Here is a 13050-nt window from a genome sequence, read left to right on the forward strand (position 1 = left end):
AATGCCGCTCGGCCGACTTTGGTTCCCTTGGAACCGATTGAGGGGCTGAGCGTTAGACACCGTCTATCCCCTTCCTGTATTTGGACAATTTCGCGACGCCTCTGAGACGTTTGCGTGCAAACTGCGTGCCGAATGGACCTTTTCGCTCAAGCTGCTAGCCAGGGAATCCAGACCGAATTCGTGGACGGTCAGGGTCACCGCCGTGTGACTGATACGGCCGCCCTCAAAATTATCCTCGATGCCTTGCCGCCGCAGACCCCGGGCCCGTTCATCGGCGGCCCGGTCGTGGTGCGGTCCGGGCTGCCTGCGCGGACCGAGCTTTCGGCTGCCGCAAGGCTCCCGGTTCGATGGAAAATCGTGGCCGATCACAAGGTTATCGCAGAAGGCGAGGCCGTCGATCGCGTCATTGCCTGGCCGCTGGATCTGCCGCTGGGCGTCCATCGGCTGCAGCTGACCGATGCCGAATCCACCACCGAAGACGTGCCGCTGCTGTCGGCGTCGCCAAGGGCTTTTGGCGGCGATTTCGACCGCTGCTGGTTGCTCGCGGTCCAGCTCTATAGCGTCCGCTCGGCGCGCAACTGGGGGATCGGCGACTTCACCGACCTCAAAGGCCTGATCGAGCTCGCGAACCATCTGGGCGCCGATGGCGTCGGCCTCAATCCGCTGCATGCCCTGTTCGACGATCGTCCCGGTGATTGCAGTCCGTATTCGCCGAACAGCCGGCTGTTTCTCAACGCGCTCTATGTCGATGTCGAGACCATCCCGGAATTCCGCATCGACGCCGCGACAAGGGATGGGCTGGCGCGGGTCAGAGAAGGCGAGATGATCGACTATGTCGCTGTCGCCGGATTGAAATGGCGCGCACTGCGATCGGCATTCGCCGCGTTCGAAGCCGATGCGACACAAGGGCGCAGGCAGGAGTTTGAAAAATTTCGTGCCGAGCGCGCGCCGTTACTGTCGCACTTCGCCTGCTTCGAGACGCTCCGGCACAAATTCAAAAAGCCCTGGTGGGAATGGCCGGACGAATGGCGGCAACCGGACGACGCCAAATGCGCTGAACTGCGCAAGGGTCCGGACGCCGCCGAAATCGCGTTTGTCGAATTCGTGCAATGGACGGCCGATCGGCAATTGGCGGCTGCAAAAGACCGCGCGCTCGAGCTCGGCATGAGGGTCGGGCTCTATCTCGACGTCGCCGTCGGCGTGCAAGCCGACGGTTTCGATGCGTGGAACGAACAGGTGGCGATCTCGCGGCATCTCGGTGTCGGCGCGCCGCCCGATCCGCTCAACACCGCGGGCCAGAGCTGGGGCCTTGCCGGCTTCAACGCGACCGGGCTGGAGCTGAAATCCTTCGCGCCCTATCGCGAAATGCTGCGCGCCTCGATGCGGCACGCCGGCGCGATCCGGCTCGACCACGTATTGGGTTTGAAGCGGCTTTATCTGGTGCCGCAGGGCTTCAGCGCCGCCGACGGCGTCTATGTGCCGATGCCGTTCGAGGCGTTATTGGCCGCAACCGCGCAGGAAAGCATCGCGCAGCGCTGCGTCGTGATCGGCGAAGACCTGGGCACCGTGCCGGAAGGTTTTCGCGACCAGATTGCCGGATGGGGCATCTGGTCCTATCTGGTGATGATGTTCGAGCGCGAGGACCACGGTCCGTTCAAGAGCCTCGATCACTATCTCGCCAATGCGCTGGTCACCTTCAACACCCACGATCTCTCGACCTATGCCGGCTGGCGCTCTTTTGGCGACCTCAAGACCAAGCGCGCGCTCGGCATCGACCCCGGCGAAAGCGACGATGCGCGCTGGCACGCGCTGGCGATGCTGGACAATTTGCTGCGCGGTAACGGCATCGACAATAACGACCTCTATTCCGTGGCAAATTTCCTCGCGCGCACGCCATCACGGCTGCTCGCGATCGCGCTGGAGGATTTTTTGGGTCTGGTGGACCAGCCCAATATTCCCGGCACGGTCGACGAACACCCGAACTGGCGTCGCCGGCTGCCGGTGCCGCTTGAGCAGATCGCGTCCACGATCGACGTTGCCGCGCTGAAGGCCGCGACACGCGAGCGGTCGCGCGGATAGGCCCGATCCAGGTGGTGGCAAGCCTTGTCGTGCAGGATAGAAGACTACGGATTGATCGGCGATTGCGAGACGGCGGCGCTGGTCGGTCGTGACGGCTCGATCGACTGGCTGTGCTGGCCAGCGTTCGATTCCGACGCCTGCTTTGCCGCGCTGCTCGGCACCCACAAGCATGGCCGCTGGCTGATTGCGCCCGCAGAAGAGATCACCAAGACGTCACGCCGCTATCGGGGCGATACGCTGATCCTGGAAACGCGGTTTGAGACCGCCAATGGCGTGGTCGAGCTGATCGATTTCATGCCGCCGCGCGGCAATGCCTCAGATGTAGTGCGGCTGGTGCGCGGGGTCAGTGGCCGGGTAAAATTGCGGATGCAATTGGTGATCCGCTTTGGTTTTGGCGCCGACATTCCCTGGGTCAGGAAAAGCGAAGACGGCTCGGGACTGCTCGCGATTTGCGGGCCTGACATGACCGTGCTGCGAACGCCGGTCGCGACCCGCGGCGAGGACCTGACCACGGTGGCGGAGTTCTGGGTAGGCGAGGGCGATACCGTGCCCTTTGTCCTTACCTACGGGCCCTCGCATCTGGCGGTGCCCGCGCCGATCGATCCCGCGGTCGCTTTGCAGGAAACCGAGGCGTTCTGGAGCGAATGGAGCGCTCGCTGTGCTTACGAAGGCGAACATCGCGACCTCGTGATGCGCTCGCTGATCACGCTCAAAGCGCTGACCTATGCGCCGACCGGCGGCATCGTCGCGGCGCCCACCACCTCGCTGCCGGAAAAACTCGGCGGCGCACGCAATTGGGACTATCGCTTCTGCTGGCTGCGCGATGCCACCTTTACGCTGCTGGCGCTGATGAACTCGGGCTATACCGAGGAAGCCCTCGCCTGGCACAATTGGCTGTTGCGCGCGGTGGCGGGTTCGCCGGCCAACATGCAAATCATGTACGGCATCATGGGGGAGCGGCGGCTCCTGGAATGGGAAGCCGGCTGGCTCCCGGGCTATGAGGGCGCACAGCCGGTCCGGGTCGGCAATGCCGCGCATGCGCAGCTGCAACTCGATGTCTATGGCGAACTGATCGACGCCTTCCATCAATGGCGAATAGCCAAACTCGAACTCTATGAAGGAAGCTGGGCGCTCGAATGCACGGTGCTGGAGCATCTGGCCGAACAATGGGATCAGCCGGATCACGGCATCTGGGAGCGCCGCGGCGACGGCAAGCACTATGTCTCCTCCAAGGTGATGTGCTGGGTCGCCTTCGACCGTGGCATCAAAAGCGTCGAAAAATTCGGCTTCAAGGCGCCGCTGGAAAAGTGGCGGACGCTGCGCGACACCATCCATCGCGACGTCTGCGAAAAGGGTTTTGATCGCGAGCTGAACGCGTTCGTCGAATCCTACGGTTCGAAAATGCTGGATGCCAGCATCCTGTTGCTGCCCTCGGTGGGGTTCCTGGAACCGACGGATCCCCGCGTGCGGGGAACGCTGGCCGCCATCGAGAAATACCTGATGCGGGACGGCTTCGTGTTGCGGCATGACCCCCGTGAAGTCGAGCAGCAGCCGGCGGAAGGTGCATTCCTGGCCTGCAGCCTCTGGCTCGCCGATGCCTATGTGCTGACGGGAGAACTCGACAAGGCGCGGGCGTTGTTCGAGCGCGTGGTCGCGATTGCCAATGATGTCGGCCTGCTGGCCGAAGAGTTCGACACCGGCGCTGGCCGCCAGACCGGCAATTTCCCGCAAGCGTTGACGCATATCGCGCTGATCAATACCGCCCATAACCTCAGCGCGGCGAAGCAGACCACCGAGAAGCCGGCGATGCAGCGGTCGAAGTAGGCTATCGCGCCGAATTGACGTCGCGCGAGCCGGCACCCAATCGCACGGCTGCGGGCGGGGCTGGGTGCCTGCATACCTCTGGATGGATACCGGCTCGCGCCTGCCGATGCACACCCGTTGGCGGAAATGGTGTGGGGTATCGGCAACCCCGAAAACCGGGGCGACCAATGCAATAAAGCGGATATGCCGAGCGAAAGCTTTGGCGACTTATGGATTTATTCTTGAGACGTGCTTGATTTCGCACTCTCACAGCGACGATACGAAACGGTTGGCTAGTCGATCTTTAGAATCGCCTCCATCGCGCGGGCAAAACCGTCCCGTTGGTTGGTATCGGTGACATGGGTCGCGCGCTGCTTGATGTCATCGGCCGCGTTGCCCATCGCGAACGACATGCCGCTTCTGGCAAACATTGGCAGGTCGTTCTGCATGTCGCCGATGGTGGCGACGGCGTCGGTCGCAATGCCGAGCCGCTTGGCGATGTTCTCGACGAACGTGCCCTTGTCGTAGCCCGCGGGGGTGACGTCGAGGTAATAGGTTTGCGAGCGAACCGCGGTGGCCTCTGCGCCTACCGCCTGCTGCATGGCCGCTTCGCAGCGCGCCAGCAGCGCCGCGTCGGAGCTGGCGCCCACGATCTTGCAGGCCTCGGATAGATGCGGCGTGAAATCCTCAATGATCGTCGGATCGGCCTTGATCGCCCGCTTCTCGTGCGGAACGTATTCGCCGTCGGGGTTGCGGGTGTACCAGCGCTCGTTGCTGAACAGCCAGATATCGACGCCGAACTCATTGAGCACATCGAGACTGCGCTGTGCGACCGCGGGCGCGATCAGATGCTGTTCAATCGGCTGCAGCTTCGCATTGACGATCGAACTGCCGTTGAAGGCGCCGACCGGCAGCGTGATCGCAAGTGGTTCGATCAGAAAGCCCATGCCGATGGTCGGGCGGCTGGAGACGATGGTGAAACCGATGCCGGCGGCGTGCAGCGCCCGCACGGCGCTTCTTGCATCGTCGGTGAGGATCTTGTCCTTGGTCAACAGCGTGCCATCGACATCGGATACGACAAGCGCAATGCGGCTCATGAGGGTACTTTCAATTGACGGACAATGTCGTCGACGATGGTCTCGATCGGCGCGGCAATCGACACCGTAATGGGACGTTCGCCTGGCTGCGGCGGCTCCAGCGTCCTGAACTGGCTGGCGAGCAGCCCCGGCGGCATGAAATGGCCCTTGCGGGCAGCTAACCGGTCGGCGATCAGGTCCTGCGTCCCGTTCAGGAAGACGATGCGGATATCATCGCGTCCATGCACGAGAATGTCGCGATAGCTGCGCTTGAGCGCCGAACAGGCGATGACAGCGCGTTGTCCGGCCGCCGAGAGGCGGTCGATCTCGTCGGCAATCGCCTGCAGCCAGGGCCAGCGGTCTTCATCCGTCAGCGGCTGGCCGGCGCTCATCTTCGCGACATTGGCCGGCGGGTGAAATTTGTCCGCATCCTCGTAGCGCCAGCCCAGCCGCGCGGCCAGCCTTTCAGCGATGGTGCTCTTGCCCGAGCCGGAGACGCCCATCACCACCAGCGCGCAGGGGCTTGTCGCATCACGCACGAAAATTCTCCGGCAATGCCGCCTGATCCACCAGCCAGACCGTCTCGCCGCTGGATCGCGCGCGGGTCGCCGGCAGGTTCTCGCCTGCGAACACGCGCGTCAAGATCGCGCGCTTGTCTGATCCTGCGACCTCGAACAGCATTTCGCGGCAGCAAGCGAGTGTCGGCAGCGTGAGCGTGATGCGCGGGACGAACGGTTCGACATTGGCTTTGTGTACGCCGACCACCCAGCGCCTGACCTCGTCGAGCAAGGGATCGCCGGGAAACAGCGACGCGGTATGGCCGTCGGGCCCGACGCCCATCAGCACGAGATCGAACAGCGGCCGGCCAGGGTCGAGATCATCTGCGCCATAGAACGCTTTCAGTTCGCCCTCGTAAAGCGCCGCACCGCGATCGGGATCGGTGGGATCGGCCGTACTCGTCGGGATTGGATGGATGTTGGATGCCGGCGCGCATCGATCCAGAAAGGTTTTCCGTGCCACGTTCATGTTGTTGAGGGGATCATCCGCGGGCACGAAGCGCTCGTCGCCGATGAACCAGTGCACGCGTTGCCACGGAATCCGGCTTCGCCAGGGGTCAGTGCCGAGCAATTGATAGAGCTGTTTCGGGCTCGATCCGCCGGTCAGGCAGATCGCGACGCGGCCGGGGTTTTCCGATATCCGCGCGATGACGCGCCCGGCGGCGGCCTCGGCCATCGCGGCTGGATCGGCAACTGACGTCACATGGCGATTGTCGTTCGACATCATCTCTAACTGAGCTTGCGCCAGCTGCGGCCGTCTCGCTCCAGCAGATCGTTGGCTTCCTCCGGACCCTCGCTGCCGGGCTCATAGACCTTGAGCCCCTTGCCGCCGGCGTTCTTCCAGGCGTCGAGAAATGGCTGCACCGCCCGCCAGCCGGCCTCGACGCTGTCGGCGCGCTGAAACAGGATGTTGTCGCCGATCATACAGTCGTAGATCAGGGTCTCATAGCCGGTCGATGGCTCGGCCTTGAAATAATCCTTGTAGCGAAACTTCATCTCGACGCCGTCGATATTGATGGTGGGGCCCGGCACCTTGGTGTTGAACTGCAGCGCGATGCCTTCGGTTGGTTCGGTCGAGATGATCAGGTAATTCTGCGAGAGCCGGTCCACCGGCGTGTCGCGGAACATCGCGAATGGCGCCTGCTTGAACTTGATGGCGATCTCGGTGCGCTTGATGCCGAGCGCCTTGCCGGTGCGCAGGTAAAAAGGAACGCCGGCCCAGCGCCAATTGTCGATGGTCAGTTTCAGTGCGGCATAGGTTTCCGTGGTGCTGGCAGGCTTGACGTCGGCGGTCCGCCGATAGTCCTCGATCTCGGTGTCGCCGACCATGCCGGCGCGATATTGCCCGCGCACCGAATTGTGCAGCGCCTCCTGCTCGCTCTGGGTCTGGATCGCGGCCAGCACGTCGGCCTTTTCCGAGCGCACCGAATGCGCGTCGAATTTCGATGGCGGCTCCATCGCGACCAGCGACAGCAGTTGAAACAGATGGTTCGGCACCATGTCGCGCAACGCGCCGGTCGCGTCGTAAAAACTGCCGCGATGGCCGACGCCGAGCTTTTCATCGACCGTGATCTGGATGTGGTCGATATGATTGCGGTTCCAGATCGGCTCGAACATGCCGTTGGCGAAACGCAGCACCAGGATGTTCTGGACGGTTTCCTTGCCGAGATAATGATCGATCCGGTAGATCTGATGCTCTTCGACCAGCTTCAGGAGTTCGCTGTTGAGCTCTCTTGCCGATGCCAGATCGGTGCCGAACGGCTTTTCGACCACCAGGCGACGCCATGTGCCGTTCTCGACCAGCAGGCCGGTGCGGCCGAGTTCGCGGCTAATCGGCAGGAAAGCGCTCGGCGGCGTCGCGAGATAGAACAAGCGATTGCCTTGGGTGTTTCGCGCGGCTTCCAATTTGTCGAGCTGCTCGCTCATGGCGTCGAATGAGGCGGGATCCCGCGGATCAGCCTCGATGCAGGTGACGCATGCGAGCAGGCGCATCGCGATCGCCTCGTCCACCTGGCGGGTGGCGTATTGATGCAACCCTTTCATCAGGCTGTCGCGCAAGCCGTCGCTCGTCATGCCCTTGCGGGCAATGCCGACGACGCAGAATTTTTCCGGCAGCAGATCGGCTGCCGCCAGATTGTAGAGGGCCGGGATCACCAGCCGATGCGCGAGATCGCCGGTGACGCCGAAGATGACGAAAGAGCAGGGATCGGGTTTCGTCTGTGCCAGTTTGCCGACCGCCATGGGCGTTAAGCCTTCGAGCCCGGCTTCTTCGGTGGCTCCTTGTGGCCGCCGAAGCCTGCGCGCATCGCGGAAAGGATCTTCTCCGCGAATGTGTGATCCTTGCGCGAACGGAAGCGTGCATAGAGCGCCGCCGTCAGCACCTCGGCCGGCACCGCCTCGTCGATCGCGGCATTGACGGTCCAGCGGCCTTCGCCGGAATCCTCGACATGGCCGGAGTAGTTATCCAGCGTCTGGTTCTCGGCGAGCGCCGACGAAGTGAGATCGAGCAGCCAGGAAGGGATCACGCTGCCGCGCCGCCACACCTCGGCGATATCGGCGATGTCGAGATCAAACCGATGCTCCGCCGGCAGCGCCTCGATGTTGGCGTTCTTCAGGATATCAAAACCCTCGGCATAGGCCTGCATCAGCCCATACTCGATGCCGTTATGGATCATCTTGACGAAATGCCCGGCGCCGCTGGGGCCGGCATGGATATAGCCTTGCTCGATGCGCGGATCGCGGCCGTCGCGGCCGCCGGTGCGCGGAATGTCGCCGATCCCCGGCGCCAGCGTCTTGAAGATCGGATCGAGCCGGTCGACCACGGCCTTGTCGCCGCCGATCATCATGCAATAGCCGCGCTCGATACCCCAGACGCCGCCGCTGGTGCCGACGTCGACATAATGCAGCCCTCGCTCTTTCAGCGTCTTGCCGCGGCGGACGTCGTCCTGCCAAAACGTGTTGCCGCCGTCGATGATGACGTCACCGGGCTCCATCAGTTTGGCGAGCGCCTCGATGGTGACCTCGGTGATCTTGCCGGCCGGCAGCATCACCCAGGCGGTGCGCGGCTTCTCCAGTTTCGCGACGAACGCTTCCAGCGTGTCGGCGCCGGCAGCGCCTTCGGCCGCCAGCGCGGCAACGGCCTTGGCGTCCTTGTCGTAGACCACCGACGTGTGGCCGTTCCTCATCAGCCGCCGCACGATGTTGCCGCCCATCCGGCCGAGGCCGATCATGCCAAGCTGCATGCCAATACTTCCCTTATTGCGCGCCCTCTCTAATTGAGCGCTTCTGATATCGCGGCATCTAGCGCGGCAAGCGCCGGCTTGAGGTCGCCCTTGAGATGAACCCGCAATGCGCGCCGGCCGCGTTCGGTCAGCACGTCGAAATCGCCGCGCGCCTGCGCTGCCTTGACGACGCCGAAGCTGGCCTTCTGGCCGGGCACGGCCAGGTCCTTGGCATCGTCGGCGGTGATCTGCAGGAACACGCCGCTGTCGGGCCCACCCTTGTAGGCCTGGCCGGTCGAATGCAGGAAGCGCGGTCCGAATTCGGCGCAGGTCGCCACATGCCTGACGTCACGCACCGCCAGCCGCATCTTCTGCAGCGTGTCGATCGATGCGCCGTCGCGCGCGATATAGGCCAGCAGCGCAAAATAGTCGCCGCTGCCGGGACGCGTCAGATGCGCCTTGATCCAGGATTCCAACGTGCCATTGGCGCCGGCCTTGCGCAGCGCGTCCGCATTGGCTTCATCGGTGTAGATGTCGGCTTCGGCGGTGGCGACCACCGGCTGCTCGGCCGGCAGTGCGCCGGTTTTCTCGAACGCCGCGGTCAGTTCGCGCGTCTTGATCTTGGCCGCCTCGACATCGGGCTGGTTGAACGGGTTGATACCGAGGATGGCGCCGGCCACTGCGGTCGCCATCTCGAAGCGGAAGAACTCCTGGCCGATATGGTCGATCGATTTCATGACGATGCGCACCACCGGATGCCCGGCGGCTTCAAGGGCGGCAAGCTTGTCGTTATGCGCCGAATCGTCTTCGCCCTCGGTCCGGATATCGATGAAGAAGCGGTCGCTACCGTAGACGGCGGGATCGGCGAGCGGTTCGCCGTCGATCGGAATCAGGCCCTTGCCGTCCTTGCCGGTGGACTCCGCGATCAATTGTTCGGCCCAGGCGCCGAAATCGGCGATCTTCTTCGACGAGGATATCGTCACCTTGTCGCGGCCTTCGAGCCCGGCTAACCCGAGCGCAAGCCCAAGCTGCACGCCGGGGTTTTCGTGCGGCGGCACGTCGGCGCCGCAGGAGCGCACCATCGCCAGCGTGTGCTTGATCAGGCTCTTGACGTCGATCCCGGCGGCCGCCGCCGGCACCAGTCCGAACGGCGACAGCACCGAGTAACGTCCGCCGATCGATGGATCGCCATAGAAGATGCGCGCAAAGCCCTGCTTGGTCGCGACCTTCTCCAGCGACGAGCCGGGGTCGGTCACCGCGATGAAGCGATGGCCCGCCTTGTCAGCGCCGATGGTCTTGGAAACGCGATCGAAGAAATAATCCTTCATCACGTTCGGCTCGGTGGTGCCGCCGGATTTGCTGGAGACGATGAACAGGGTTTTTGCCAGGTCGACCTTCTTCTCCATCGCGCGCACCTGCGCGGGGTCGGTGGAGTCGAGCACGTGCAGTTTCGGGAAGCCGGATTTCTTCGGGAAGGTTTCCGCCAGCACTTCCGGACCAAGGCTCGATCCGCCCATGCCGAGCACGACAGCGTCCGAAAAGTTCTGCCCCTTCACGCGCCTGGCAAAATCCTCGTAGTCGGCGACATCTGCGGCAGCCGGGCTGTTCAACCAGCCCAGCCACTTATTCTCGTCGTCATTGCTCCAGACCGATTTGTCCTTGTGCCAGAGCCGGCGGATTTTTGCTGACGCCCGCCAGTCCTCGGTGCTCTTCTCCACGGCCTTCTTGATGCCATCGCCGAGCACGAGGTGCTGCTTGTCGATTCCGCCGCCAAGCGAAGCCGCGCGCTTGTGCGCGACGGCGCCGTAGAGCTTGTCGGCGGCGTCGGCGAATAGCTTGACACCGTCCGTGACCAGCTCGGCCGTGATCGCGTCGAGCGAGATGCCGGACTTTTCCAATTCCTCCAGTACCCGTCGGGCGTCCTCGACATTTTCTTCAAGGCTGTCACGCACCTTGCCGTGATCGCGGAACGCGTCCAGCGTCGCCGGCGGCACCGTGTTGACGGTGTTGGGGCCAATCAGTTCCTCGACATAGAGAACGTCGCTGTAGTCCTTGTTCTTGGTGCCGGTCGAAGCCCACAGCAGCCGCTGCGGCTTTGCGCCTTTGGCCTTGAGCTTGTCCCAGCGTGCGCCCGAAAACAGGCCCTTGTAGTCCTGATAGGCCATCTTGGCGTTCGCGATCGCGACCTTGCCCTTGAGCGCGCTCAAGCGTTCCTTTTCGCTGGGGTCATTAGCCCTTGCGATCTTGTCGTCGAGCTGCTTGTCGACGGCGCTATCGATCCGGCTGACGAAGAAGCTGGCGACACTGGCGACGCGCGAGGGATCGCCACCGCCGGCGACGAGTTTCTCCAGCCCGTCGAGATAGGCTTCCGCCACCTGGCGATAGACCTTTTGCGAGAACAATAGCGTGATGTTGATGCTGATGCCTTCGCCGATCAGATGTTCGATCGCAGGCAGGCCTTCCGGCGTCGCCGGCACCTTCACCATCAAATTCTTGCGCTTGACGTCCTTCCACAGCCGCTCGGCCTCGGCGATGGTGCCTTTGGTGTCCATCGCCAGATAGGGCGAGACCTCGAGGCTGACGAAGCCGTCTTCGCCCTTCAGCCGGTCGTAGACCGGCCGCAACACGTCAGCGGCGTTCTGGATGTCTTCAATGGCGACATGTTCGAACAGGTCGGCGACCGGGCGGTCGCCCTTCTTCAGCGCCTGGCCGATCGCGCCGTCATATTCGTCCGAACTGCCGATGGCTTTCTCGAAGATCGCGGGGTTCGAGGTCACGCCTTTGACGCCGTCGGTGTCGATCAAATTCTTCAGATCGCCTTTGGCGACGAAGCCGCGGGCGAGGAAATCCAGCCAGACGGCCTGACCGTGGTTTTCGAGTGCTTTGACGGGATTCATGATGCCTGTTCTGTCCGGTCGTCGGTTTTCGGGTTCCCCGGCAGCTTTCGGGTGCGAGGCGGGAATGTCAACACGTGGATGGCAAGTGCATGGCAAGTCGATGGAATGGCTGCCGGACGGAATGGGTGTATCCGGTGGGGTAACGCCGCCTGCATCCGTTCGATCCCCGGGATGAGCACCCGGGGATTGGCGAAATCCAGCACAATTTTGTGACGGGAAAGCGGACGCCACGATCGCAAATCGCGATCACGATCGCAAATTGCGATCAGGGTCGCAGATAGAGATAGCCCTGCGATTGCAACTCGGCGATGCGCACCACGCCGCCCTGGTCGGCGGAAATGAAGCCCGGCAAGAGATCGGCGAGGCCGACTTTCTGGGATTTCATGGTTTTGCCGCAGACGGCGAGTTCAATTCCGGCCTTGGCGAACTGGCCGATATGCCGTGTCAGATCGGGATTGGCCGCGGATGCGTGGAACGCACGCAGCGCCTGGCCGTGAACGACCAGAGCGATGGTGACGTTGTCGGGTCCGCCGACGCCGTTGAGATGGTTCTGGATGTTGCCGACGACAAAGCTGACCTTGTCGAGGTCGTTGAGGTGGTAGACCACTTTCAGTTTTTTCGTCGGCGGCGCCTCGGTCGCCGCGCCGGCGCGCGAGGCAGCAAAGGCCGCGCCGAAAGCGGACGCCGCGGCCCACAAGATGCTGCGTCGATGCATGGCGTCCTCCAACTCGATTGCCTCTGAGCTGTCACTTATGCCTGAGCGCCGCGAGTTCCTTGCGGTCGGTCACCAGCTCGGCACATTCGCGCAGATCGGCGCGATCGACCCGGAAAATCTTGTCGTCGGCGCCGGCTACCAGATCGTTGCTGGAATCGTCGTCGGGCTTGTTGCGGTCCCGGATCCTGATCCGCTCCAGCTGGATGATGGCTGATTTGTCGTCCTTCATCGCGATATCGATGCCGCCGCCGTCGCAATCGACGCCGCAGCCGAAGTGGATTTCGTTGCCTTTGTCTTCAGTGACGACATGGTTGCAATAACCACTGGAGTCGAAATTGCCTGGCCGATGCCGATATTTGACGCCGATGCGGAAGGAGTAATTGGTGATCTTCTCTTCCGGCGGATTTTCGGCCGTGACCAGCAGCTTCATCGCGCTGACTTTCTGCTTGGGATGCTGCGCCAGGTGGTTGGCGTCATAGCGGCGGACGAAGCAGGCATAGGTCTTTTGACCGAGGGGGCCGGCGAATATCCTGTTGTCGAAGGCGGCAGCCCTGGTCTTGTCGACGCCATCCTGGGCGAGGCCGGGGCTGGCAAGCGAGGTCATCGCGGCCAGCGCGAGGGTACACAGGAAGATGCGCTTCATGATCGTCCCTAAATGCGTGACACACCGACCGTCCGCACGGAGGTGGTGCGGCGCCAGGA

Annotated in this window: 10 protein-coding genes; 2 read left to right on the plus strand and 8 right to left on the minus strand. The window is 63.0% G+C overall.

Annotated features, from left to right (window positions below; genetic code table 11):
* Window positions 1-132: 132 nt before the first annotated feature.
* Both malQ and JQ641_RS17495 read left to right on the plus strand, forming a co-directional pair.
* Window positions 133-2079 (plus strand): 4-alpha-glucanotransferase, encoded by a 1947-nt coding sequence (gene malQ, locus JQ641_RS17490; RefSeq protein WP_211997228.1) that lies wholly within the window; start codon window positions 133-135, stop codon window positions 2077-2079.
* A gap of 24 nt (window positions 2080-2103) precedes the next feature.
* Complete coding sequence (locus JQ641_RS17495; RefSeq protein ID WP_211997229.1) at window positions 2104-3903, plus strand: glycoside hydrolase family 15 protein; 1800 nt, start codon at window positions 2104-2106, stop codon at window positions 3901-3903.
* A 272-nt stretch (window positions 3904-4175) separates the two neighbouring features.
* Here the strand turns inward: JQ641_RS17495 and JQ641_RS17500 are convergent, their stop codons facing one another.
* The 8 genes from JQ641_RS17500 to JQ641_RS17535 form a co-directional block, all read right to left on the minus strand.
* The gene (locus JQ641_RS17500) at window positions 4176-4979 is read right to left on the minus strand and encodes a Cof-type HAD-IIB family hydrolase (protein ID WP_211997230.1); all 804 of its coding nucleotides are present in this window, start codon (window positions 4977-4979) and stop codon (window positions 4176-4178) included.
* Window positions 4976-5461: a gluconokinase gene (locus JQ641_RS17505; protein ID WP_211997395.1), complete on the minus strand. Its 486-nt coding sequence runs from the start codon at window positions 5459-5461 to the stop codon at window positions 4976-4978. Before JQ641_RS17505 ends, JQ641_RS17500 begins: the two co-directional genes overlap by 4 nt.
* A 28-nt stretch (window positions 5462-5489) precedes the next feature.
* Entirely contained in the window at window positions 5490-6242 is a 753-nt protein-coding gene (pgl, locus tag JQ641_RS17510) for a 6-phosphogluconolactonase (RefSeq protein WP_211997231.1), read from the minus strand.
* A 2-nt stretch (window positions 6243-6244) separates the two neighbouring features.
* Window positions 6245-7756: a glucose-6-phosphate dehydrogenase gene (gene zwf / locus JQ641_RS17515; RefSeq protein WP_211997232.1), complete on the minus strand. Its 1512-nt coding sequence runs from the start codon at window positions 7754-7756 to the stop codon at window positions 6245-6247.
* Window positions 7757-7761: 5 nt separating this feature from the next.
* Window positions 7762-8757, minus strand: coding sequence for a phosphogluconate dehydrogenase (NAD(+)-dependent, decarboxylating) (gene gnd, locus JQ641_RS17520; protein WP_211997233.1), 996 nt, complete (start codon window positions 8755-8757; stop codon window positions 7762-7764).
* Between the two features lie 29 nt (window positions 8758-8786).
* Window positions 8787-11633, minus strand: a complete 2847-nt coding sequence (locus JQ641_RS17525; protein WP_211997234.1) for a bifunctional transaldolase/phosoglucose isomerase — start codon at window positions 11631-11633, stop codon at window positions 8787-8789.
* Window positions 11634-11898: 265 nt separating this feature from the next.
* Window positions 11899-12348 carry a DsrE family protein gene (locus JQ641_RS17530; protein ID WP_211997235.1) on the minus strand — a complete coding sequence of 150 codons (450 nt, stop codon included), beginning with the start codon at window positions 12346-12348 and terminating at the stop codon, window positions 11899-11901.
* A gap of 31 nt (window positions 12349-12379) precedes the next feature.
* Window positions 12380-12991 (minus strand): hypothetical protein, encoded by a 612-nt coding sequence (locus tag JQ641_RS17535; RefSeq protein ID WP_211997236.1) that lies wholly within the window; start codon window positions 12989-12991, stop codon window positions 12380-12382.
* Window positions 12992-13050: the final 59 nt, after the last annotated feature.

The organism is Bradyrhizobium sp. JYMT SZCCT0180, assembly GCF_018130165.1.
GTDB lineage: Bacteria > Pseudomonadota > Alphaproteobacteria > Rhizobiales > Xanthobacteraceae > Bradyrhizobium.